The sequence below is a fragment of the Cytophagales bacterium genome (assembly GCA_033344775.1).
In the GTDB taxonomy this organism is placed as follows: domain Bacteria; phylum Bacteroidota; class Bacteroidia; order Cytophagales; family Cyclobacteriaceae; genus JAWPMT01.
Window position 1 is genome coordinate 1,679,079 of record JAWPMT010000004.1, and the last position, 24,095, is coordinate 1,703,173.

Genomic DNA, 24,095 nt, shown 5'->3' on the forward strand with positions numbered 1-24,095 from the left:
AATTCCTAAATTCCAGAATGCTGCCTCAAAAACTCTATGCATCTGGAAAAGTGTATCAATTCCTTATTGCATCTGCTTTTATAATCCTGTTACTAGTTGGTGTATCCTGTAAATCTCAGAAGCAATTCTCTTCAGAAGATCAAATCCTATTTGGTAGAGGCGGTGGTTTTGCAGGACAGGAAACTACTTACAAACTTCAGGGAGATGGGTCTCTAATGGTCCGAAAATCAATCCAGGGAGGCTTTACCCTGGCCAAAGAAGGGCTGGATAGAAAAGAAATTCGCAGTATATTCAAAGGTGCACACCGACTAAACTGGTCTGAAATAGACCTCAACAATCCGGGAAACACCTATCGATTCTTGTCTTTTAACAAAGACGGGAAAACTTATAAGCTTACCTGGGGAGGAAATGCAACCGCACCTCCTAAGTTCCAATACTTGTACGATAGGTTATACACCTTAGCCAGATAATACCTCAACTTAAATCACCGTCATGAAAAGATTTTTACTACTTATTCTTACTTGCTCAACCTTAGGAGCATTTTCTCAATCTCAGGAATTATTCGATACCAAAAAGAAATCGGAAAGGAACAAAGAAGAAATCACATTACGGAAATTCAAGCCTACCACTTCTTCCGTAACCACTTCTGCTCCGGAGCATACCAGCATTACAGCACTCAGGAAATTCAATCACGAAGACCTGAGTCTTCAAGTGAAAACGCGGGAACAAGCAAGGCCTCCCAGAACATTAAAGTCGCTGTATGAGAAAAGTGGTTCTGATGTGCTAAAAGTTACGGATGCCAAAAAATACCTTAACCAACATAAGGGCCAACTTTTGATCCAGGATCCCAGCGAGGAATTCCACTTCAAAAGTATCACTACGGATCAACAAGGATTCCAACACTTTCGATTTGACCAATATTTCCAGGGATATAAAGTTTACGCCAGCCAAATCATTGTTCACGAGAATGCTAAAGGTCTGCACATGCTCAACGGTATATTTCACAAGACACCAGCCAATCTCAAAGAACCCCAACTGGATCTGGCTACCGCCAAAAAAATGGCCGCAATTGACCTTACAGGATCATCAATATTACCAGAATTCAAACACGACCTATCCATGCTGGCGCACGTGTCCATGCCTGGTGATCTGGTCATTTATCACGTAAACGAGTCCCCGTATTTGGCCTACCACCTGGAAGTTAGGTCTGCCTTGCACGAGCACTGGGAGTATTTCATTGATGCTCATGATGGAACAGTGCTCAATAAATTCAACAAGATCTGCTTTTTTGATGCGACGACTAGCGAAGGGACAGATCTTAGCGGAACAAACCAAAACATGAATGTCGTATCGGAAGATGGACTCCTGTACATGGCCGATATTTCGAGAGAAATGTATGATCAGGCCAGAACTGATGCTGCCGGAACGCTTGTTGGTGCCATACTAACACTAGATGCGGCTTCCGACAATGATATTGTCTCAACCGGCAATGGGGTCTGGTCCGATGCTTCCGCTGTTTCTGCTCACGTTAATGCCGGTATCGCCTATGAGTATTTTCGACAAACACACGGAAGAAACAGCATCAACGGCAGCGGTGGCAACATTCTTTCACTTGTCAACGTCCCGGACCCAGACACTGGGGACCCCATGGACAATGCTTTTTGGGATGGACAGGCCATTTATTATGGTAATGGTGATAGTTTTTTCTCCCCACTGGCAGGCTCCCTCGATGTTGCCGGACATGAAATGTCACATGGAGTAGTCTCCAATACAGCGGATCTTGTTTATCAGGATCAACCAGGCGCATTGAACGAATCCTTTGCCGACATTTTCGGAGCCATGATGGATAGAGATGATTGGCTCATCGGAGAAGATATTGTTTTGAATGGAACCGCATTGAGAAGCTTAGAAAACCCGGCTATTGGTGATCAACCAGCCCACATGAGAGATCTTTTTACTGGTCCCGAAGATAATGGCGGCGTACATATTAACAGCGGCATCCCGAATCACGCTTATTACCTTTTTGCCACGGAAGTTGGATTGGAGGTTGCCGAATTGATCTTCTACAGAGCCCTGGATGTCTATTTGACAGCTTCGTCTGATTTTGCCGATTTCCGTACAGCCACACTACAGGCAGCCACTGATCTCCATGGACAATCTTCGGTAGAAGTGGCAGCTTTGGCCAATGCACTTGATGCAGTAGGTATCTTTGGACAGGCACCCACGCCAGAAGAGGAGGATCTTGAAGTCATTACAGGAGATAATTTTATCCTAAGTCTCGACACTAACGAAAACGATACCAACACACTTTACTTATCAAGCACACAAGGAACAGACTTTGTGGCATTGACCAGTACAACTGTCAGCAATAAACCTAGTGTAACCGATAATGGAGAATTAGCCGTGTATGTAGGCGGAGATAGCCAATTGTTCACCTTTGATCTGACCGGTACTAATGGCGAAGAGATGATAGACGATCAGACGGTCTGGGGAAACGTGGCTATTTCGAAAGATGGTAATCGTATTGCCTTGAATACAAATTTTCTGGACCCAAGCATCTACGTGTTGGACCTGGTCTCCGGCGAGTTCAAACAATTTGAATTGTATAATCCCACCTTTACAGAAGGTGTACAAGCAGCAGGAGTCCAATTCGCTGATGCCATGGAATGGGACTATTCCGGTGAATTTCTTGTCTATGACGGATTCAATACCATAAAACAAGAAGTCGGAGATGATATCGACTTCTGGGATGTAGGATTTATCAGGGTGTGGGATAATGATGTCAATGGTTTTGGTGATGGTGAAATCTTTAAATTATTCACTAATCTTCCCGAAGGTGTAAGTATCGTTAATCCCTCCTTCTCAAAAACGTCCTCAGACGTTCTGGCTTTCGACTATTATGATGCTACCACGCAGGAAATATTTCTGTTAGCCACCGATATTGAATCCGGAGAGGTTTCCTTCCTTACAGAGAATAATGTGCTGGGATATCCAAACTTCGCAACAGATGACAGTCAACTCATTTTCAATACATTCAGTTCAGAAACGGACTTCATATCTAGCCTGGCCCTCGAATCAGACAGAATCACTGCTTCAGGAAGCCCTTCTCCGTTGATCCAGTTCGGAAGGTGGGGTATATGGTTCGCGCAGGGAGAACGGGCACTTCAAAGTGATGAAAAAGAATTGGTAGAATTCGGATTCCGGTCGCTGGACCCTGTGGTGTTAGCAACCATTAGTGGTACGACAGTACAACTTGAAGTGCCTTTTGACACAGATGTGACGAGTCTGATCTCAAATTTTGTACTCTCAGCAGAAGCCAGCGCATATGTCAGTGGAACCGAGCAGGTAAGTGGCGTAACCGTTAATGATTTTACCAGTCAGGTCGATTATGTAGTAAAGGCTGAAGATGGCTCCGAGGAAACTTATTCGGTTATCGTAGCAAAAGAGGAAGAGCCACTAAACAGTGCTGCAGAAAAGGTCGAATTAAAAATGTTTCCGGTCCCGATAAAAGATCATCTTCAGGTAAGATCAATCAACGCCATTGAAAGAATCAGCATCTTTTCCCTCAATGGACAAAAGATGTACGCCGAAAAATTCACAAAACCACAATCAACATTTTCACTTGATCTTTCATCATTCAAAGCGGGTCCTTATGTGCTGGAGCTTGTGACGATTGATGGTTTAAGAATGGTAAAAAGGGTACGAAAGGAATAGATCAGTTAAATAAACTTATTTTCCTCGGCAACACCACAAAGAATCCCGTATTGAATCGTACTGTGGGTGATAGTTGCGTATCGGTTACTTTGGCGAAAATGGGTAGCTCTACGTTGAATTGGTAGGACAGCTTGGGGTTGATGGCGTAGGATAGGCCCGGATTGATGAAAACGAAATCTCCCCCTGAAGCAGGGAATTGGGCATTGTTGAAGAAATCACGGCCGGCTCGGCGGTAACGGAATTTCAAGGAAGGATCAATGATGACGGAACCGAAGGTGAAACGGTCAGCCAGTGCCACGATCAATTGGGTCTCATCCCCGAATGCGTAAGTGGAGCTTGAAATACCATTATCAAAATAGTTGTTGTTGGTACCGGTAAAGCGATGAATTCCTGTTGTGGAAAGCGTTAGTGTTGGACGAAAGGATAGCTGCGTGGTGTAACTACCATAAACGACCTGATCCCAGGCGCCACTACCTGGCTGTAAATCGGCATTGAGAAACGTACCGTTGGAACGTACGCGATCAGATGATCCGATGGGTAGCTTCACACCCAGGCCAGCCGTGAACTTGGGTGTTACTTTGTATTTTACAAGAAGTACGCCATCTCCTATTCCCTGGGTATAGACAAAATCTTCTGAAAAGCCTCGTTGATTGATGGTGCGTTCTTGTCTTACGAAGGATAGAAAAAGGTCCACGGACCACTTATCACTAATCGTATAGCCCGCTTCGAATAATGCAGCATGTGTTTCTCTCCTTCTGGATCGATCGTCCAGCGTTTCAGTACCCGCTTTCAGGGTTTCCAGTACATTGAGGTCATAACTGGCAGTGAATTGCCAGGTACCTTTCTCCGACGATGGCAATCCAATGTTCCCGGACATAGGAACACCTCCGGAACAGCATTGGGAATAAACTTGTAGTGTGGTTAGGCCAAAAACTAGGAGTGCTAGAACTTTCTTCATCGCTTAGAGATACATCAATAAGTGTGCAATGGGTTTGTTCAGTGCCTTTAGATTTAGCCTTATGTCATATAGGAAACAATCGCTTACTCGTCCTTCTTAGGCAAACGATTGTTCTTTTTCAGGGCTTCATTGATGATCCATTCGATCTGTCCGTTGGTACTACGAAATTCATCAGCGGCCCATTTCTCCAGGGCCGCCATCATCTTTTCATCTAATCTCAGTGCGAAAGGTTTCTTTTTCGCCATCTAGTTATTCCTTATCTTCTTTAATACAGTGAACCTGAATTGATCACTGGCGACACATCTTTGTCTGCACATAAAACAACCATCAGGTTACTTACCATGGTCGCTTTCCGCTCTTCATCTAATGAAACGACCTCTTTCTTGGCAATCTCTTCAAGGGCCATCTCCACCATACCGACAGCTCCTTCCACGATCTTATGCCGTGCAGAAACGATGGCACTGGCTTGCTGTCTTCTTAACATAGCACTTGCAATTTCTTCGGCATACGCCAAATATCCAATTCTGGCTTCCAGGATCTCAATGCCTGCAATCTGAAGTCGTTCTTCTAACTCTTTTTCTAGTTTGTGATTGACTTCTGCCAATCCCGAACGCAACGTCACCACATCTTCACTGTCTTCGAAATTATCGTAAGGATAGGTTCCTGCCAATTTTCGCACCGCGGCATCCGTCTGAACTTTCACAAAATTCTCATAATCATCTACTTCAAAGGCTGCCGCGTAGGTGTTTTTCACGCGCCAAACTAAAATCACGGAGATCAAAATCGGATTACCAATCAGGTCGTTGACCTTCAGTCGCTCGCTATCAAAATTGCGTGCCCTGAGAGAAACTTTCTTCTTCGCATAGAGGGGGTTCACCCAAAAGAAGCCATTCTTCCTTACTGTTCCCACATATTTTCCGAGTAGTGTAAGTACCCTGGAACCATTAGGATTGACCGTGAAAAATCCCGGAAATGAAAGCACTGCCAGCAATGCCGGAAAAAATGCCATGGGTGTATCCGCAGCAGCAAGTAACAAGGCGATGAAAAATAGAAAAAAGTCGATCACAATTACCACGTAGCCAGAAACAGCATCGTGGGTCTTCTCAAGGTATCCGGAGTTGTTTTTCATGACGGAAAGATTATTATGATATTAAATTGATATCATAATAATACGCTTGATTCTAAGTGAAGGTTACATCGTTTCTTTAGACTAGCTTACTCAGAGTCCCCTTCAAGTGACTTTGATAGCGATAGAAAGGATACATCAAACTTTAACTTAGAGTCCTCTTCGAGTGACGCTGAAGAAACAGCAAAAAAAGAAGCTGTCTCTTTCGAGACAGCTTCTGTTCGACCTATATTGGTCTACTGCTGTGAGTTTTTATTTGTCTTTATCTAAAGAGAATTTGAGTAAAAATCCCCCGCAGGCAGGCTTCCTGCCACCCCCTTATAACGGGGATTTAGAAGATCACTCCAAAAGTGAAGGCATTCAACTCTGGTCCTCTGCCTTCGGCAAAGACATTATTGAGGTCATAATTGATGAAGGCGTCAAAAGCTTTGTAACCAAATTGTGCCCGTACACCATATCTAAGATTGGTTAGAAAGTAATCATCACGATCTACGTCCTTCTCCTTATCTCCATTATCGTCAAATACGAACTTAGCTGATCCTCCAAGACGATATCCTACGTAACCCCCTACGCCTAATCGGAATGAACGACGATCATATCTTGTCCCTCCATCTCGGTCTCCAAGAACCAAAGTAGGCACCATGGTAAAGTTCAAATGAGACATTCTCAATTTACTGCGTATGGCATTTCCAGTTGAATCCACGACAAATTCAGTCATATCATCTCCTCTCACTACTCTAACGTTTGAATTCTCAAATCGGAACTGAGAGGTACTGAGCCCGAATCCCCATTGCAGCATCAAAGGACCGGCGATATGTGTTCGGTAATTACTGTTCAGCGCAAGGTACCATGATCCCCAGGGCTGTACTGAGTACAATTCATCCTGATCGTTAGGGAAATTACCATCCTCCAACCAATTGTTCGTTCCTAGTTCTACCTCCCACACATTTCGCGTCCGTCGATAATAGCGTCTTTTTCTTCTTTCCCGATCACGATCTCTGTCTCGATCATCCCAATCTCTGTCTCGGGTTCTTTCATCGTACTTACGTTCGTCACGATAAACGATTTTTGCTTCTCGCTTGTATTTTTCACCGTTTTCGTCAGTTAATTCGATGTAATTCGTTCCCGAAGTACCGACAGAATTATTCAGATCAGCGATCATTTTATTGAAATCATAATCCTCCAGGGCTTTCAGATCTGCTTTGGATTCCGTGTAGATCACGACCCTGCTACCACCTTCCAGTTCGATGATCACCGTATCGGCACCATTTGAATCTGACGCTGCCATTGCAAATAATGGTATGAATAAACAAGCTGTAAGTATTGCTCTCATTAAACTTTTCATTTCTTTCTCGTTTTTGATTTTTGACCTTGTACCCGAATTGTTGTTAATCGCCTCTGTTGCTTCTAAAGAGGTCATCCTTAGCCGTGCGAATGTCCGCTAATAACTCATCCGGATTGAGTTTCTGCTGGGCACGTGCTATGAATTGACCAAAGCTTTTCTTTGTTTTCTCAGGATCTGAGGTACTGGCGTAGTACCTGATCTTTACACTAGATTCTTCTACTGGAAGGTTAAACAAAGCTGGTTTAGGAGGCATCTGGATCTCCCACGATACCTGAATACTTTGCAGTTCCAAATAGGGTCGTGAATCGATGGTTGCCACACTTACCTCGAATACTTCTTTAACCTCTTGCATCGGAAGTTCAGCTCGTTTTGAAACTTCCAAAACCATAACCTGTTCCACTTCTTCAGCGCTTTCTGGTAAATTCCAGGCAATCGCATTCTCCATTAGTTGAGGATGATCCGCAATGCCAGCAAATGTTTCAGTCATGCCATCCTGACCTCTGAATAATACGATTACTGAAGAGAGTAAGACCACCAATACGGCGGCTACTTTCCACACCATCGGCCAAACGGAAGCTTTTGTCCCTACCTGCCCTTGAATGGCGTCCCAGGCAGCTGCACTGGGCTTTACTTCATATTTTTCAGCTCCTTCCCGGAACAGCCGATCCATGTTTTCGTTATTCATGGCTCAATATTTTTCGATTCACTTCTTGTTCCATAGTTGCCAGCTTTTGTTGCAGTAATTTTCTGGCCCTGCTCAATTGCGACTTGGAAGTATTCTCACTGATGTCAAGCTTTTGCGCGATCTCAGCGTGATTATATCCCTCTATCGCATACAAATTGAAGACGGTCTTGTAACCCACAGGCAAATCCTGAATGAGTTTGATGATGTCTTCAACATTCAGAAACTGATCCAGTGTATCATAATCCAGATCACCCTCCACTTCGTTGATCTCCACTTCTACGGACATGGACTGGTTTTTCCTGATATACATCAGCGCTTCGTTGACCATGATCCGTCGGATCCAGCCTTCAAAACTTCCATCGCCACTGAATTGGTCGATCTTTTCGAAGACCTTCACAAAACCACCTATCATCACGTGCTCCGCTTCTTCTCTGTCGTGCACATATCGCAAGCATACACCGAGCATCTTCGAAGCACATCGGTCGTAGAGCGCCTTCTGCGCCCTGGCCTTTCCGGCTTGGCAGCCTCGATAGATTTCATCGAGTGTTGGTGACTTCTGGATGGTAAGCATTTTGTTGATCTTCATAAGGAAGATGTCAGGGTTGCCAGATTGGTTGCATGGGTCCCGAAATATTTTTTAAAAATAATACAGTGCTCACGCAAACTGTCATTTCTTGCTCCTTCCGGACCATTTTCATGCCATACTACATCTTCATTTTCATAATTCTCAACTAGTTTATATTGCGTGATCTAGCCTAGTATATATGAAAGCCAACCTACTTTGCCCCAAATGTCAAACTGAAGGACAGGGAAATTTCTGCTCCAATTGCGGAACTGCCTACCAGATCGATCGATCAGAATTCTACACCTTATTACAGTCCAAGTTCAAAGACCGGGCATTCGTGGACATCAATATCAAGGATCAGATTGCATTGGACCCTCGCTTGATGAATGTTGCTGAGCGATTTGGCGAAAACTTCAAGCAATACCAGGGAGTGTATGGCAGATGCTCCAACTATTTTGTCATGTCCATCACCAAGCTGATTTTCTTCATCAAAGCGGATGGATATTCTTATGATCAATTACATGAATTGGTAGACAACATAAGTCATGAATTCGACCAATTAGGCAATGAATTGGGCTTCAACGACAACCATAACCTGAGGATCGCTTTCTATTTCGTATTCGAGCAACCAGTCGATGATGAACTGTTCGAGCAGATCTACAGACTTAACAATAATGCGAGAAATCCCTTCCGAAAAAAATCAAAACGTCGGTTTCGCACCCTGGACAAAAAGCGGCCTTATGTATTCTTTACCTCCTTTGGGATTGACATGGACAAGCTTAGGGTATCTGGATATTCCATAGATGTTTCTAAAGACGAGATCAGGGAATTGATCACACAAGTCACCGGAAAAGAAGCGGATGAAAACCGAGGACAACATTGGCACGACAAATTATTCAATAAGGTGATGGATCAACTTCCTAACAAATCATTTGTTCAGGAACAATTGAAAATGATCTTCAGCCCAACATTACTCGCTTTCCTGATCAAAAAAGACAGGATCACTACGTTAAAGTTCGTGACATTCTTTGGCGCTTTTGCCACGGTAAGTCAAGTGCTCAATGATTGGGTGCCGGAACGAGCACAATCCCTGGCCAAAGTGCTTAGCCTGACTGAATACGATATTCTAAATGTCCTGATCACCTTCATTCCCATGTTTGTACTGTCTTTAATGATTCATGGCGCCTTTAAATTCATCAAAGGACAAGGCGACTTCAAAGAATCGATGACTGCCACCTTCATGAGTTCGGTGATTTTCATTGTACTCATTCAACTGATCACCATCATCTATGAAAATGACTCGCGCACTGTAGGTACCAGCGTGATTCAAACGGCCATGACCACCGCACTCGTATTCTCACTGTTTTATTTAGGGTCATTATTCAGACGAATTCATTTGGTCTCCATGACCAAATCTGTGGTGATCACTACGGTATTTTTCGCCTTGGCCAGCGTAGTAGGTTCCTTTATCAACCTTGACAGTTTCGAAGATGAGATTGATACGGTTGAAAAGGTCTTTGATCAGATCGGTGCAGATGAGTTATTGGAGAAAAGTGAAGATCAATGATCTCTCCCCGATCATTACAATGCTTCGCATGTTCGTTTTAATTGGAATACACTGGCGATTCGAATACTTTCGAAAGATAAAGCAGTTCTAATTCATCCAGTATCGGTTATAACAAGAAAAATGAGCACGCTGGCGGAGCATTTAAAACAATTAAGAGTCAAGAATGGGCTAACGCAAGAAGCATTGGCCGACCAATCCAATGTTTCGCTTAGGACGATTCAGCGCATAGAATTGGGACAAGTCCATCCAAGAAACTCTACTTTGAGTTTGATCTTTGAAAGTTTAGGTGCGGAGTATCCTGCTTCAGAGGAATCCGATGAAAATTCCCGCAGATCCATCAAACTGCTCAAGGTCATGAACTTATTGATCATTCTGTTTATGGCCATCCCGATTGGCAATGTTCTGGTAACAGTTACTTTCCTGGTGGTGTTCTTCAAAAAGAAAATGCCAAGTGAGCCTGTAAGGCATATGCTGAGTTTCCAATTGCTTTGGAGCCTTACAACTCTCTTGCTGTTTTTCCTTGGGGTATTCATCTCTAATCTCGTCACCGGAAATGCCGGCAACGGACAATACATTGGACTGATCATTTACGTTTTATGTATTGCCTACAATATTTACACCCTATTAAGAAATACCGCTTCACTCAACAGCGGGGCCTTTAAAATGAGTGGCCCCGTCCCTAACTTTTTCTAGGATTTGAATGAAAAACACTGAATTATCCGCATTTCAAGCGTAGTGACATAGAAGTGTCACACGATTGTCGTAACATTCCACCTTTCGAAAAAATAGTTTTGGCCTGAAAATTTATCGGTCAAAAATGTCACAACGAACAATCATTCACACATGTCTTACATGTTTCCTTTTCTCCATTCTTCTGATCAGTTGTAAAAGCTCCTTTGACAGTACAGAAGACTTAATGACTTATTATGAACTACGAGGTAGACGAAAAATAGGAAGTCCTTTCTCAGGTACCGTGCTCATTGCAAAAAATGATCAGGTCGTGTTTACAGGGGCTTACGGATTTAGCAACCGGTCATTGAAAAAGCCAAACACTTTGGACACCAGGTTTCCTGTAGGTTCTGTCACCAAGCAATTTACCGCAATGCTGGTTATGCAAATGGTCGAGCAAGGCGATCTTGATTTAGATGACCCCATCGTCAAACACTTACCCTATTTAGCAAGCACCTGGAGCGAACAAATCACCCTCCATCAGCTACTTTCCCATACGTCCGGGCTACCCCATTACGATGGGCTTCTGGGAGAAGTGATCAATAGGAATGCGTTTGCGAAGACAGCCTATACGCCCAAAGAATTGGCTGTACTCATTGATCAGGTCGAATTGGACTATCCCATCGATACCAAGTTTCACTACAGTAGTTTAGGCTATATGCTTCTGGGTGTCATTCTGGAGGAAGTAAGCGGTCAATCCTACAGTACGCTGCTGCAGCAGAACATCACTACTCCCCTGGGCCTAAAAAACACGGGGTTTGCTTCAAATGAATTTATCGCTGCAGAAACCGCAAGAGGTTATGCCTTTGTAGAAGATGAATCTTTCATGATGATCTTCAATAAACTCGGTGGAGATTTTGAAAAAGTTCCCTTCAGGGATCAATCCAATAAATACAGTACGGGAGGCATTCATTCCACAGTAGAAGATCTTTGGGTCTGGTCAAAAGCCATCCGCAACAACATCTTGCTTTCTAAAGAATACACCGACCTTATGCTCACCCCGAATCAATCAGGATACTGCTACGGCTGGTTCCGGAATTGGGATGAATTAATTGAACGTAACAAAAATGTGAAAATGTACACGCACGGTGGAGCCCTGTTCGGTCATCGCGCTTCCATCAACCTTTTTGATGATGGCACTACAATTATCTATTTAGCTAACACAAATCGAATTAAGGATCAGGAATTGACCCATCAACTTTACCTATCAACACATCACCTGAAAGACACCTTTGGCATCAAAGGATATCCGGACAGAAGTTCAATGAAACGATTCCATCGCGAGGGAGGTCTGACGGCACTCAAGCGATTTTTTCACGAATTATCCGAAAGATCAGGATATGAGGTATTGCCTTCGGAAAACTCCATTGTGCATATCATGAGCATGTACTATGAAAATGGAGATGTCAAAATTGCTGACAGCCTGAAGCAGGCTTATTTTACTTACTATGAACCCACCGAAGGCTCAGTAAATGCATTAGGATATCAGCTACTGGAAGACCGTTGCAATATCGCATTGACATTCTTCAAAGAAAACACGGTTCGCTTTCCTGAATCACCTAATGTATGGGATAGCTATGGAGAAGGGCTCATGTCTTGCGGCGAAAAGGAAACAGCCATCGAATGTCACCAACGGGCTGTTCAACTAGCTGAAAAAACAAAGGATCGGAATTTGGAGGTATTCCAGCAGAATTTGGATCGGGCCATTCAGCTTAGGGCGGAGTAATAGGGTAATCGAAATCAAAAATTTCACAATTCAATATTGAAGTAATTGAAACTTTTTCTCTTTTCGAATCCCTCACAATTTCTCGACAAAAGTCATAGCCGTCAACTTAAGGAAAACGACGTAAAACCTCCCGTCTTCGCGAGGGAATCGAAGCGATCTTTTACGGGAGTATAGGACTATAATCGTAAGATTGTTTCACTACGCCGGGTGGCCGGTGCCATCGCAATGACGATCTAAATTCATTTTCTTTTTAGCGGCTTATATCCTAAAGTTGACGGCTATGCCTAAAAGTGGGAATCTTAGGCGTTTCCATTACTTTGAAATATTAATGTCATTACCATGGGCACAATTATTAAGCGACTTGATTATCGTGGATCAATCACCTATTTTACAATAACAAAACGAAGACACGCTCGAAACGCACTTAAAACAATAATACTATGATGAACACCATCCTTCTCATTCTCGAACATCTTTCGATTGGATCATCCACCACTGGCGAAATTTCAGGAACTGTCAATAGCCACAAGGATCATGCTTTGATGCCTGGAGTACACATCGAACTCTAACCGGACAAGCAGTTAATCAATGAAACATTCTCGGCTGTTGATGGCCAATTCACGTTTTCGGATGTCCCAGATGGTACTTACAACATCAGCTTCAAATTTGTAGGGAAAAAGAAAAAGAAGATCAATAACGTGACTGTTAAAGCCGATGAAAAAACCGATCTGGAGGTTATTTATCCGAAGGAGAAAAATAAATAAAAAAAGGTCACCTCAAAGTGACCTTTTTCCTTAGTTGTGTTTTAGGAGCAATCTTAAGCTTGAGCCGGTTTTTTATCCATCATCAGGAGTTCGCTGAGCACGATCTCGGTGACGTAACGCTTCTCACCTTCTTTTTCATAGGCTCGATTAACCAACTTACCCTGCAAAGCAATCTCACTCCCTTTGTGTAGGTAGTTCTCTACAAGATCACACTTCTTTCCCCAGACCACAATGTTGTGCCATTGGGTGTCTGAAATGCGTTCGCCATGATTGTTGTAGTACGTCTCGTTTGTTGCGAGCGGGAAGGTGGCAACTGTTTTGCCTGAATCAAAAGTTTTTACTTGTGGATCGTTTCCTAATCTACCAATTAATTGTACGTGATTTTTTAAAGTGTTCATGTGTGTAATAGTTAAAATTGAACTTTGTTTTTGTGTCTGATCGGTAGATGATCAAATCGTTGAAGCAAAGTTGTATCAAGGTGCAAACGGGACTCGGTTTATAAACATTTGTAGTCGTTTGTTATCCGTTTGTAGTCGTTTGCAATTGTTTTTATTGTTATTAATCAATTAGTTACATAGATTCGCTTTCTTCAAAAAAGCATAAAGAATTATCCGATTAAAACGACTAGCAACCTATCAACATGAGTGAAAGAGTCTGTGAAGAGTGTGGCCGACCGGTATTTGGAAGGGCTGATAAAAAGTTTTGTTCCGACGCCTGCCGTAATGCCTTCAACAACAAGCAAAATTCAGATGCTGTCAATCTGGTAAGAAAGATCAACGGAACCTTAAGAAAGAACCGCCGGATACTTGCCGACATGAATCCTGAAGGCAAGAAGAAGACTCATCGGGAAGAAATGCTCAAACGTGGATTTGACTTTCAATACTTCACGCATGTGTACAGCACCAAAGCGGGTGATGAGTATCATTTTTGTTATGAGCACGGCTATTTGGAATTGGACAATGGCTTCATTCTCCTCGTAAAAAGAGAAGAACGATAGTCACTTTCTACAAAACAAACGGTACTTTTGGACATATCACTGAGCCCTAATCTGGTATGAAAACCGGTCCTGTAACCTTAAAAGATATTGCAACTGAACTAGGCGTGTCCATGGGAACTGTCTCCCGTGCACTGAAAGACTATCCTGGAATCAGTGACAAAACGAAGAAGGCAGTCAAGGATCTGGCGAAGAAACTAAAGTATCGCCCTAACCCAATTGCGCTAAATCTTAAAAACCAAAGGACCAAGATCATTGGTGTGGTATGTCCCAAATTGTTCCATACGTTTTTCAGTGAAGTGGTCAGCGGGATCATGGACATGGCGGATCAACATGGATATACCGTCATGGTTGTCCAGACCAACGAGTCGTACCGTAAAGAGGTAAAAGAAACGAAGGTGCTCCTACAAAGCCCGTTAGAAGGACTACTAATCTCTTCCACCTTTGAGACGACCAATTACCGACACATCGAGCAGTTCCTGGATTACGGCATTCCCGTGGTTCAGTTCGACCGGATCTCTGATGCGATCCAGACGTCCAAGATCTCAGTTGACGATTACGAAGGAGCTTACAGCGCTACGCAACACCTGATTGATCAAGGCTGTAAAAACATTGCCCTCATCAGGGGAAAGATGATCCCACTCATAAAGCAGCGAGTAGAAGGTTTTAAAGATGCTTTGAAAGCCAACGGACTGAAATATCAGGACAGTCTGGTCATTGAAACGAAAACTTCCGACATAGAAGAAGGGATTGAGCTGGCTTCCAAAGTACTGGAATTGAAGCCGAAAGTAGATGCGGTGTTTTCTCTCGCCGATGTTACAGCCCTCGGTTTGATTGAAGGTCTGAAAAAGCAAAACGTGAGCATTCCGGATGATATAGCGATTGTTGCGTTCAACGATTCCACCATGTCCCGATTGATCGAACCTTCACTCAGTGCCATCTCCCAACCGGCTTATGAGATGGGACAAAAAGCTTGTGATCGATTGCTCAATGAAATCGAGATTGTGAAAAACGATGATGAGCCCATCTACAATGAACAGACCCTGAAAACGAAGCTAGTCGTAAGAAAGTCTTCTCTCAAGAAAAAGTAAGCTCAGTTTTATTGCTCAGCCTTATTCAACTTCCAGTCGTACTCTGCATAAACAATAGGTGTTCCTTCCGCAATGGGGCTATCCCGAAAATCGTTGATCCAGGCAATCAGTGATTTGTTTGCGGCAAAATCGGCACGGTACCAGTCCATTACTTTAAAAAGCGACAACTGCCCATTGCTGGAATCAACATAATCCTCGAAATTCAGGATGACCCGCGCACGCGCATCCAATTGTTTGTCTAATTGCTCCGGCACAAAGGCCTGGTTGTACAACAAGGGGCAACTTTGAGCGCCACAAACCAGGGCGAAATGATATCTTGGATCTTTTTCTATCTCAAATAAGCCCTTGAATTCCAATTCATCAAGGGTCATATAGTTTCCTGCAACAAGGAATTTCCTTCCTTTAAAAAAACCGTGTATATCCATCACCGACTGAATACCAGGATAGTTTTCAACGATTTGATAGATGGTTAACAGGTTGTAAGCATTGATGTAAAATGCTGCTTTGAAGTCATCTGATTGTCTGTTGAGTGATTGCTCACCTATCCGTTTGACCAGCAACTCAATCAAATCCCGATTGTACTGGATCTGATCGTACTTTACCTTCCCGAGATGAACATACAGACTGTAGAATGTATTAAAGTCCTTGAAGATTCCTTCTTGCGCTTTCAGTGGTTGACAAAGGAATAACGAACCAAGGACTATCATAGATAGATAGGTTTTCATGGTGGCAGTGTTAAAAATTCCTTTCCAAACTGGCTCAAGAATGGAAACCCAATCTATGATATTACTTCTTGTGTGTCAACTGTTTAGCAGTGAATAGGAATAATTGTTAAGGTAAAGACACTTACTCGTACCTCAATGAATTAACCGGATTAAGTTTGATGAACTTTAACATTCTTGACAAAATCGTCACCATGGCAATGACCACTACCACCGTCAAGGGGACCCAAAACAACCACGAGCCCAGGTCAATTTGAAAGTGATATTGCTGCAACCAATCAGACAGAAAATACCAGGCCGCAGGCATCGCAATCGCATAGGCAATACCAATCACAATGAAGTAGCTTTTAGACAATAACAAAATCAGATGAGTAAGCTCTGCACCCAGTACTTTTCGAATGCCTATCTCCTTCGTTCGCTGCTGTAAGGTGAAAGATGTCAATCCAAATAAGCCCAAACAAGCAATGAGAATGGCCAATAAGGAGAAAGTTCCGAATATGCGTCCGAAGCGTTCATCTGAGGCATATTGCCGATTGAATGATTGGTCCAAAAAGAAATAATCAATCTGGTTGTTGGTGAACACTTCAGCCCACTCGGACTCCACGATGTTAACCAACCTATTGAATTCTGACACGCGTTGATCATCACTCATAGCATTCGCAATGTCAAATTTGACAAAGTAGAATTCAGTCCAGGAACTCAAAATATAGGCGATAGGGTCGTAATCAAAATGCAAGGAATTATGATGATGATTCTCAACGATTCCTCTTACCTGAAGTGGTGCGTAAAACCCTTCCAATTCTACTCCAACAGCATCTTCGGGTTTTTCAAAACCCAATATTTCTGTCATTTTCTCATTGATCCAAACATCTCCCTTGGTCCATGGATCATCACCTTCCCGGATTTGCCTGCCAGCCACCACTTCCAATTCGAAGAAATCCAAAAATTCCTTACCCATTGAAACAAGGCTTACTTGCTGCGAATCTTCCGTATCTGCATTCTTGAGACGAATTCCAGTCCCCCAACTTATCGGTTCTCCGGGAATTTCACCAGCATTAGTGATCGATGCGATACCTGTTTGCTGAGTCAACGCGGTTTTAAAAGCATTATAACTTACGACATCCTGGCGATCATTGCTATTAATGTCTCCTGGGGGCGACTTGAGTACCATTATATCATTGATGTTGATCCCAAGGTCCGCTGATTTCATGAATGAAACCTGTTTATATACCGTTATCGTAGCTGCAATCAGCAGGAAAGTCACGGTAAATTGTATGGCCACCAAAATGCTTCTTAAGCCAAATCCTCCAACTTTTTGTTTACGCTTATTGCCCACCAAAATATTGGTCATATTGAACGTGCGTAGCATAATAGCCGGATAAAGGCCGATGATTACCGATCCAACGATGACCAACACAAAAAGGAGTAGCGTTACTTCCATATTTTGGAAGAAGCTGAATTTGACTCCTGTCAGCTGACTGGTAAATGGCGAAGTGAGCTGTGCCAATGTCAGAGCAACAATGAAGGAAATCAAATTCAGGAATACTGCCTCTGTTGTGAATAATGCCGTGATCTGACGAGTTCTGGAACCTAATACTTTTCGGATACCCACTTCCTTCAAGCGATCAATGGTCTTCACCAGAGATAAATTCAGGTAGTTGATCCAGGCAATGAAAAGAATGATAAAAGCAATGGTCGCAAGCGCGATGATCAATCGGTAATCCATGGACTCTTTAAAGTCGCTCGAAGCTTCCGAGAATAAATGGATTTCTTCAATCGGAATTACCTGAAAAGTGATATCGTAACCATACTGCTGCAGGCGTTCTTTTGCATGGGTTTCAAAAAGCGAATTGATATGAGACAAAACAACTTCCTGATCCTCCAGACTCTGAAGTTTCAAATAGCTGTGTACATTCCCTGAAGTCCAGCTTTCAGGTTGTAAGCCATAGGATTCCAAAGTGGGAAAGGAAAACAAGACATTAAAATCAAAGTGCGTATTAGCAGGAAGGTCTTTCATGATCCCTACCACTTCATAAGAAAAGCTCCCTACATTACCAGAAATGTCAATCTTAGCTCCAATTGCACCTTCAAAATCACTGAAGTATTTACGAGCCGAAGATTCATTCAGGACAATCTTATTCGGTTGATCAAATTTCTCAGCATTCCCGGCCAAAAATTCAATTTGAAACAAATCGAAAGCTTCTTTATCGGCGGCATAAAGTTCGGGTTGTTCAAAAGTCAAAACATCGCCATTCCCCTTGTAAGTGATGGAATTATTTTGATAATCAATACTTCGAAACCTTACCCGTGACTCAACTTCCGGCAGATCAAGCATGGTCTGTTCAATGGTCATCGGAGACGTGTATGCACTCACCCCCAGATCTTGACCATTTCTGGAAACCACTCGTTCGATCTTGACAATCCGATCAGAATCAGCGTAGTGTTTATCAAACTGAAGATGGAAATAAACAAACTGGGCAATTACAATACAGGCAGCCATGCCCATTGCTAGTCCGAAAATATTGATCAGCGAAAAGGTCTGGTTCTTGCGAACTTGTCGTAGTATGGTCAGGAAATAATTCTTCAACATGGTCCTTTAGATTATTCGTTTCTTAATGCATTTACAGGATTACTCGTGGCTACTCTCCAGGATCGATAACCAATCGTGATCGCAGTGATCATGATGGTGATGCCCAAACCTATCAGAAAGTGCGTCACATTGGCCGAAATTTGGTATTCAAATTCGTTCAACCACTCTCCGGTCAACAAATAGCTGATCGGGCTGGCAATGATGAAAGCCAAAATCACCATCCAGACGAAAGGCCGACTGAATGTCCACAACACATCGGTGGTACCGGCCCCAAATACTTTTCGGATACTAATGGTTTTACTGTTTCGTTCCGACATGAAAGAAACCAATCCATACAAGCCGAAAATTCCAATCAGAACTGCAAGTCCGGCGAAAACCTGAAAGATGCCGTACACCAGATTCTCAACCACGTAGGACTCTTTGATCGAATCTAGTAATAAGGTCGCACTGAAGTGACCGGTTGGAGATAGCTCTCTGAACTTGTTTTCAATCTGTCCAAAATACTCTGTGGGATCATTTCCCGCAACCTTAACATTGAGTAGGTTCATGTATCCTGGATTGTATACAATGATCACCGGACGGATTCTTTCTTGCAAGCTTGAGTTATGAAAATCTTCCATCACTCCAGTGATCTTGCCTTTGGACGAACCCAATATCGCCACCTCTTTCCCGATGATTTCTTCCATAGGTACGGTAGATACTTTTACAAACTCGCGACTTACAAGGATCTGTAGCGTTGTATCTGAGTTGTATTGGTTTCTGATGTTCTCCCCAGCGATCAATGGGATGTCATATAATTCAATAAACCTTGAATCTGCAAAATGAAGCGCGGTATGCATGCCATCAACGTACTCAGTTCCTTCTACTTTGAATCCCGTATTCCAGGTTCCTCCGTGTGGATAAGAACGGCTTCTGGAAACAGATTCTACATAGCTGGCATTTTCAAACTCCTGTAACGCCACATCCATCTTGGCATTCATGCCTTGAGGGAAGTTAATGGTCATTACATTTTTCGTACTGAACCCCAGGTCCTTGCTTCTGATAAAATCCATTTGAGCAGCTACAATGATGGTTGAAACGATCAAAAGATTGGCAATGACAAACTGGCTGATCACCAAACCTCTTCTGATCCACATTCGACCGGAACCGGACTTTAGCGCGATGTTACTTCGTAGCGCATTGATGGGTGAATATCGAGCAAGTACCATTGCAGGATAAAATCCGGCCAATATGGTAACTACGATAGCAAGCAAAGCGGCAAACACAATCGTAGTGATATCGTACTCAATGTGGAAGCTCTCTTCAATCAGAAACTCATTCATCTTGTTCATGAAAAATTGACCGATAGTAAAGCCGAGGACGACCGCCATGATCACTACCATGAGTGTTTCACCTAAGAACTGAATGATCAGGTCTGAACGCAAAGACCCTAAGGTCTTTCGTATGCCTATTTCCTTGGCACGCTTTACCGCTTGAGCTGTAGCCAGGTTAATGAAATTGAGCATACTTGCAATCAAAGTGATGCTGCCTAAAAGGATAAAACCGATCAGTATTTCAGCAGGAGCAACATAATTCACCGCGTCACCATATCGATTATCGGTATGCACTTCACTTAGTGGTTGGAGATAATAGGTATTCTTTTCAGCAGCACTTTCACTCAAATTCGCATCGGCCAGGGTATTGATCTGTGTTTCCACCTGCTTGATTTGCGAAGGATCTATGGACACGTAGCAAGTAGCCGCCCAATACGACCCCCAATTCGTCACAAAATCCTGGTAAGCCGCTTCACGAGTTCCATATGAAATCAGCATATCGAACGGTGCTGAAGTATTCGTAGGGGTATCTTCCAGAATACCTACCACATCCAGCTTAATGCTTTCACGAATGGTAATGGTCCGTCCTAAAGGTTCCTGATCACCGAAATACTTCTTAGCGAGTTTTTCAGTAAGAAATACCTTATTGGGCTCATTCAATGCCTCGGCAGAAGCCCCCCGCAAAAGTGGAAAATCCAATAAAGTAAGGAATTGTTGATCAGCGAAAAGGACATATCCTTCCTCAAAGGTTTTGTATTGGCCATTGAGTTCGAATTCAACATTCACTCCCACTGGTCCTAGCATAGGAATTGCCTGGATACTCGCTAACTCATGCGAGATGGCCTCAGGCATAGGGTTCGGCAACACCCCATCAAAGTCCATTCCATTATCACCGGTGAAGTGTTCCACAACACGGAACAAGCGATCAGGATTTTGATGCCATGAATCAAAAGTGAGTTCGTGCTTCAGGATGCTGTACACAACCAGACAGCAAGAGATCCCGATAGAAAGCCCAACAATATTGACAAACAGATATAACTGGTTCTTTCTAAAGTTGCGAAATGCGGTAGTTAAGTAATTGCGAAACATGACTCCAATATTTGGTTGCCATACTATTGGCATGGATGGTGCCAAATAGTTAACTAACTGTAATACAGAAAGTTAATTTTTGTCAAGGTGTTTCATGCTGTTCCTTTATGAAACAATTATTTGTTTTATTATGAAACACTCACTAGCATTGAAACAGAAAATTTAAGCGATTGAAAAAGAAAGGGCACATACTGATCGTCGATGATGATCACGACGTTTTGTTTACAGCAAAAACGATCCTCAAGCGGGAATACGAGAAGGTAACTACTGAAAGTTCACCTAACCGACTGGAAACACTGTTGCAGAAAGAGGAGATCGATCTCGTGATCCTGGACATGAATTTCAAAGCGGGAGTCACGTCAGGAAATGAAGGTTTGTTTTGGTTGAAAAGAATCCATGAGCTCGACCCTGAAATTCACGTAATCCTTAATACGGCTTATGGAGATATTGACCTGGCGGTAGAATCCATGAAACAAGGAGCTGTTGATTTCCTGATCAAACCGTGGGAAAAGGAAAAGTTATTGGCTACCATCCAAAACGTGTTCAATCTTCGGCAATCGAAGAAAAAAATCAAAAAGCTCGAAGGACGTGAATCTGCGCTAACACAGGACATTGATTCAGCCTATTCGGATTTGATCTTCGGCTCGGCCAGCATGCAGAAGATTATGCAGATCGTGGAGAAGGTTGCCATCACAGATGCTTCCGTGCTTATTACAGGAGAGAATGGTACCGGAAAGGAAGTAATGGCCCGTACGATCCACCGGATGTCTCCCCGAAAGAAGGAATCGATGATTAAAGTGGATTTAGGAGCGCTGCCTGAGACACTATTTGAATCAGAATTGTTTGGCCACGTCAAGGGTGCATTTACAGATGCCAAGGAAGATCGCCAGGGCCGGTTCGAAATAGCTGATGGTGGCACTATTTTTCTCGATGAGATTGGCAACATCAGCCCAGCGATGCAAGTCAAACTGTTGACCGTACTTCAAAACAAAACGGTCAATCGAGTTGGTTCTAGCAAGATCTACCCTTTTGATGTACGCATTGTTAGCGCAACCAACCAACCTTTAATGGACATGGTCGCAGATGGGAGTTTTCGCCTTGATTTGCTCTATCGAATCAATACGGTAGAAATTGAATTGCCTCCACTGAGAGAACGAAAAGAAGACATCCCGCTATTGGTCGAGCATTATCTGGGCGTTTATGCTTCCAAATATCAGAAGCTTGGTATGCGCATTGACCCGGCGGTCTTGAAACAACTGATGGCTTATCCCTGGCCTGGAAACATCAGAGAATTACAACACGCGGTAGAAAGGGCCGTGATCATGAGCAGTGAACGCACCTTGAAGTCAGGTGACTTTCTTATGCCCAAAGTCAGTCATTCGCCGAGTGTCAATTCCTTGAAAGTCGAAGATGTGGAAAAGGAAGCCATACGAAAGGCCATCGAGCGATTTGAAGGGAATTTGAGTAAAGCCTCAGAAGAGCTGGGTATTGGCCGCACCACTTTGTACCGTAAAATGAAGAAGTATGGGTTATAAGTTCTAAGTTGATGCCTTGAACAAAACAATTATAAGGGCCGGAGGTCTCTCAGAGTCCCCTTCAGATGACTCTGAGGGCTATGGTAAGACATTCAACAATTGCTGATCTAAATCAGTTTACATAACTTAGACTTGATAGTAAAAACTAATCTGATCAAGCACTGTTCATGATTCAAACACAAAGCAACACATGGCCAATGAAGCATTAAAAGAAGACTCGCAGCACGATGGTTTCTTGATTTTCAGAACCAAAGTAGTGATTCGAATCCTCGCTGTGATCGCTCTTGGGTCAGCCGCCTTTTATGTGGGTGTGTATACCCCATTCTCTTTAATGGTCTTTTGGCTCACGCTATTTGCTGTCATCATTTTAGTCGACTTGATCCGATATGTTGAGAAAACCAATCGCGATCTTGGAAACTTCCTATTGGCCATCAGGCAAAATGACTTTTCCAATATCTATCCGGAACACAACCGACAATCACGATCCTTATTCCATGCTTTTAATGTGATCACTCGTGAATTCACCAAGCTCAGAAGCGAAAAGGAGTCCAACTTCCATTTTTTCAAGACACTGGTAGAATACAGCGGAGTACCCTTACTTTCATATGACCTGGCGGACGAACGCATTCACCTGATGAATGAATCAGCCAAGGACCTCTTTCGCATACCCTACTCTACTCGACTTGACTCGATCGGACGAGCTAGCGAACTCTTGTTAGAAAAGATTCGTGAATTAGGAAGTGACGAAAGAATACTTGTAAAAACGGAGATCGGAGACGAGCTACTGCACCTATCGGTGTTGTCAAAGGTGCTCATTTTACAAGAAAGACGATACAAGGTGTTGGCTTTTCACAACATCAATACCGAGTTGGATCAGCAAGAAATCGAATCCTGGCAGAAGCTCATTAGAGTACTGACACATGAAATCAAAAACAGCGTGATCCCGATCTCTACGTTAACAGAGGTGGCCTATCAGATGCTGGAAAATAACGACGGTTCGGAACGACCGATCTCAGAGTTGGATGAAGAGGAAGAATCTGACTTGCGGATGAGTCTTTTCACCATTGGGAAAAGAAGCAAGTCTTTGGTGAAGTTTGTGAACTCTTACGGCGATTTGGCAAAAGTGCCTAAGCCAAAATTGGAGGAGGTAGACCTCACGGAGTTAGTGAGTCAGATGTTGGAATTAGAAGCGGCTGACATGAAAAAAGCCAACATCAAGCTGATCAGAAGTCTGTCAAAAAGAAAGTTGATCCGAAAGATCGATCCAGGAATGATTGAGCAAGTGCTGATCAACCTGATCAAGAATGGTATTGAAGCCCTGGAAGGAACAGAGGACGCGGAAATTCAGGTGTGGCTCGACGAAGTTTCGGATGCGGCAGTCGTGCGGATCATCGACAATGGGCCAGGAATGGACAAAGAATTACTCAACAACATTTTCGTTCCTTTCTATACGACGAAGGAAACAGGTTCAGGCATTGGTCTACCCTTATCGCGTCAGATCATGCGCGCGCACAAAGGCAGCATCAAAGTACACTCAACTCCAGGAGAGGGAACGAGCTTCGAATTGCATTTTAGGTTTTGA

The 24,095-nt window shown here is 43.2% G+C and carries 20 protein-coding genes; 10 read left to right on the forward strand and 10 right to left on the reverse strand.

Annotated features, from left to right (window positions below):
- Positions 1-17 precede the first annotated feature (17 nt).
- Complete coding sequence (locus R8G66_16005) at positions 18-470, forward strand: hypothetical protein (protein ID MDW3193877.1); 453 nt, start codon at positions 18-20, stop codon at positions 468-470.
- 22 nt (positions 471-492) lie between these two features.
- The gene (locus tag R8G66_16010) at positions 493-3,714 is read left to right on the forward strand and encodes a M4 family metallopeptidase (protein ID MDW3193878.1); all 3,222 of its coding nucleotides are present in this window, start codon (positions 493-495) and stop codon (positions 3,712-3,714) included.
- Position 3,715: 1 nt separating this feature from the next.
- Here the strand turns inward: R8G66_16010 and R8G66_16015 are convergent, their stop codons facing one another.
- From R8G66_16015 to R8G66_16040, 6 genes are all read right to left on the reverse strand, one after another.
- Positions 3,716-4,672 carry a hypothetical protein gene (locus tag R8G66_16015; GenBank protein ID MDW3193879.1) on the reverse strand — a complete coding sequence of 319 codons (957 nt, stop codon included), beginning with the start codon at positions 4,670-4,672 and terminating at the stop codon, positions 3,716-3,718.
- 83 nt (positions 4,673-4,755) lie between these two features.
- The gene (locus R8G66_16020; GenBank protein ID MDW3193880.1) at positions 4,756-4,917 is read right to left on the reverse strand and encodes an Arc family DNA-binding protein; all 162 of its coding nucleotides are present in this window, start codon (positions 4,915-4,917) and stop codon (positions 4,756-4,758) included.
- Positions 4,918-4,937: 20 nt separating this feature from the next.
- A complete protein-coding gene (locus R8G66_16025; protein ID MDW3193881.1) occupies positions 4,938-5,801 on the reverse strand; it encodes an SPFH domain-containing protein in 864 nt (287 codons plus the stop codon).
- Positions 5,802-6,129: 328 nt separating this feature from the next.
- Positions 6,130-7,086 carry a hypothetical protein gene (locus tag R8G66_16030; GenBank protein MDW3193882.1) on the reverse strand — a complete coding sequence of 319 codons (957 nt, stop codon included), beginning with the start codon at positions 7,084-7,086 and terminating at the stop codon, positions 6,130-6,132.
- A 100-nt stretch (positions 7,087-7,186) separates the two neighbouring features.
- A complete protein-coding gene (locus tag R8G66_16035) occupies positions 7,187-7,828 on the reverse strand; it encodes a hypothetical protein (protein MDW3193883.1) in 642 nt (213 codons plus the stop codon).
- A complete protein-coding gene (locus tag R8G66_16040; protein ID MDW3193884.1) occupies positions 7,821-8,414 on the reverse strand; it encodes a sigma-70 family RNA polymerase sigma factor in 594 nt (197 codons plus the stop codon). The genes R8G66_16035 and R8G66_16040 overlap by 8 nt, the downstream gene beginning before the upstream one ends.
- 178 nt (positions 8,415-8,592) lie before the next feature.
- Here R8G66_16040 and R8G66_16045 point away from each other — a divergent pair, with 178 nt between their 5' ends.
- The 4 genes from R8G66_16045 (at position 8,593) to R8G66_16060 (ending at position 12,984) form a co-directional block, all read left to right on the forward strand.
- Entirely contained in the window at positions 8,593-9,960 is a 1,368-nt protein-coding gene (locus R8G66_16045) for a Yip1 family protein (protein MDW3193885.1), read from the forward strand.
- Positions 9,961-10,080: 120 nt separating this feature from the next.
- Positions 10,081-10,653, forward strand: a complete 573-nt coding sequence (locus R8G66_16050; GenBank protein ID MDW3193886.1) for a helix-turn-helix transcriptional regulator — start codon at positions 10,081-10,083, stop codon at positions 10,651-10,653.
- Between the two features lie 124 nt (positions 10,654-10,777).
- Positions 10,778-12,415 carry a serine hydrolase domain-containing protein gene (locus R8G66_16055; protein MDW3193887.1) on the forward strand — a complete coding sequence of 546 codons (1,638 nt, stop codon included), beginning with the start codon at positions 10,778-10,780 and terminating at the stop codon, positions 12,413-12,415.
- A 440-nt stretch (positions 12,416-12,855) separates the two neighbouring features.
- A complete protein-coding gene (locus R8G66_16060; GenBank protein MDW3193888.1) occupies positions 12,856-12,984 on the forward strand; it encodes a hypothetical protein in 129 nt (42 codons plus the stop codon).
- A gap of 248 nt (positions 12,985-13,232) precedes the next feature.
- Here the strand turns inward: R8G66_16060 and ssb are convergent, their stop codons facing one another.
- Positions 13,233-13,577 (reverse strand): single-stranded DNA-binding protein, encoded by a 345-nt coding sequence (ssb, locus tag R8G66_16065; GenBank protein ID MDW3193889.1) that lies wholly within the window; start codon positions 13,575-13,577, stop codon positions 13,233-13,235.
- Between the two features lie 242 nt (positions 13,578-13,819).
- Between ssb and R8G66_16070 the strand changes: the two genes are divergently transcribed.
- Together R8G66_16070 and R8G66_16075 are read left to right on the forward strand one after the other, a co-directional pair.
- Positions 13,820-14,176: a hypothetical protein gene (locus R8G66_16070; GenBank protein ID MDW3193890.1), complete on the forward strand. Its 357-nt coding sequence runs from the start codon at positions 13,820-13,822 to the stop codon at positions 14,174-14,176.
- Positions 14,177-14,232: 56 nt separating this feature from the next.
- Positions 14,233-15,264, forward strand: a complete 1,032-nt coding sequence (locus R8G66_16075) for a LacI family DNA-binding transcriptional regulator (protein ID MDW3193891.1) — start codon at positions 14,233-14,235, stop codon at positions 15,262-15,264.
- Positions 15,265-15,272: 8 nt separating this feature from the next.
- On the opposite strand, the gene R8G66_16080 is transcribed toward R8G66_16075, so the two are convergent.
- The 3 genes from R8G66_16080 to R8G66_16090 form a co-directional block, all read right to left on the reverse strand.
- Positions 15,273-15,989 carry a DUF547 domain-containing protein gene (locus R8G66_16080; GenBank protein ID MDW3193892.1) on the reverse strand — a complete coding sequence of 239 codons (717 nt, stop codon included), beginning with the start codon at positions 15,987-15,989 and terminating at the stop codon, positions 15,273-15,275.
- A gap of 121 nt (positions 15,990-16,110) precedes the next feature.
- Complete coding sequence (locus tag R8G66_16085) at positions 16,111-18,576, reverse strand: FtsX-like permease family protein (GenBank protein ID MDW3193893.1); 2,466 nt, start codon at positions 18,574-18,576, stop codon at positions 16,111-16,113.
- Between the two features lie 11 nt (positions 18,577-18,587).
- The gene (locus R8G66_16090) at positions 18,588-20,978 is read right to left on the reverse strand and encodes an FtsX-like permease family protein (GenBank protein ID MDW3193894.1); all 2,391 of its coding nucleotides are present in this window, start codon (positions 20,976-20,978) and stop codon (positions 18,588-18,590) included.
- 170 nt (positions 20,979-21,148) lie between these two features.
- Here R8G66_16090 and R8G66_16095 point away from each other — a divergent pair, with 170 nt between their 5' ends.
- Together R8G66_16095 and R8G66_16100 are read left to right on the forward strand one after the other, a co-directional pair.
- Complete coding sequence (locus tag R8G66_16095) at positions 21,149-22,513, forward strand: sigma-54 dependent transcriptional regulator (protein MDW3193895.1); 1,365 nt, start codon at positions 21,149-21,151, stop codon at positions 22,511-22,513.
- Positions 22,514-22,703: 190 nt separating this feature from the next.
- The gene (locus R8G66_16100) at positions 22,704-24,095 is read left to right on the forward strand and encodes an ATP-binding protein (protein ID MDW3193896.1); all 1,392 of its coding nucleotides are present in this window, start codon (positions 22,704-22,706) and stop codon (positions 24,093-24,095) included.

Coding starts and splice junctions, on each gene's coding strand:
- R8G66_16045 (MDW3193885.1), top strand. CDS start 8,593: ATGAAAGCCAACCTACTTTGCCCCAAATGTCAAACTGAAGGACAGGGA.
- R8G66_16035 (MDW3193883.1), bottom strand. CDS start 7,828: ATGAATAACGAAAACATGGATCGGCTGTTCCGGGAAGGAGCTGAAAAA.
- R8G66_16030 (MDW3193882.1), bottom strand. CDS start 7,086: ATGGCAGCGTCAGATTCAAATGGTGCCGATACGGTGATCATCGAACTG.
- R8G66_16060 (MDW3193888.1), top strand. CDS start 12,856: ATGATGAACACCATCCTTCTCATTCTCGAACATCTTTCGATTGGATCA.
- R8G66_16100 (MDW3193896.1), top strand. CDS start 22,704: ATGGCCAATGAAGCATTAAAAGAAGACTCGCAGCACGATGGTTTCTTG.
- R8G66_16010 (MDW3193878.1), top strand. CDS start 493: ATGAAAAGATTTTTACTACTTATTCTTACTTGCTCAACCTTAGGAGCA.
- R8G66_16080 (MDW3193892.1), bottom strand. CDS start 15,989: ATGAAAACCTATCTATCTATGATAGTCCTTGGTTCGTTATTCCTTTGT.
- R8G66_16025 (MDW3193881.1), bottom strand. CDS start 5,801: ATGAAAAACAACTCCGGATACCTTGAGAAGACCCACGATGCTGTTTCT.
- R8G66_16070 (MDW3193890.1), top strand. CDS start 13,820: ATGAGTGAAAGAGTCTGTGAAGAGTGTGGCCGACCGGTATTTGGAAGG.
- R8G66_16005 (MDW3193877.1), top strand. CDS start 18: ATGCTGCCTCAAAAACTCTATGCATCTGGAAAAGTGTATCAATTCCTT.
- R8G66_16055 (MDW3193887.1), top strand. CDS start 10,778: ATGTCACAACGAACAATCATTCACACATGTCTTACATGTTTCCTTTTC.
- R8G66_16020 (MDW3193880.1), bottom strand. CDS start 4,917: ATGGCGAAAAAGAAACCTTTCGCACTGAGATTAGATGAAAAGATGATG.
- R8G66_16050 (MDW3193886.1), top strand. CDS start 10,081: ATGAGCACGCTGGCGGAGCATTTAAAACAATTAAGAGTCAAGAATGGG.
- R8G66_16075 (MDW3193891.1), top strand. CDS start 14,233: ATGAAAACCGGTCCTGTAACCTTAAAAGATATTGCAACTGAACTAGGC.
- R8G66_16040 (MDW3193884.1), bottom strand. CDS start 8,414: ATGAAGATCAACAAAATGCTTACCATCCAGAAGTCACCAACACTCGAT.
- R8G66_16015 (MDW3193879.1), bottom strand. CDS start 4,672: ATGAAGAAAGTTCTAGCACTCCTAGTTTTTGGCCTAACCACACTACAA.
- ssb (MDW3193889.1), bottom strand. CDS start 13,577: ATGAACACTTTAAAAAATCACGTACAATTAATTGGTAGATTAGGAAAC.
- R8G66_16090 (MDW3193894.1), bottom strand. CDS start 20,978: ATGTTTCGCAATTACTTAACTACCGCATTTCGCAACTTTAGAAAGAAC.
- R8G66_16085 (MDW3193893.1), bottom strand. CDS start 18,576: ATGTTGAAGAATTATTTCCTGACCATACTACGACAAGTTCGCAAGAAC.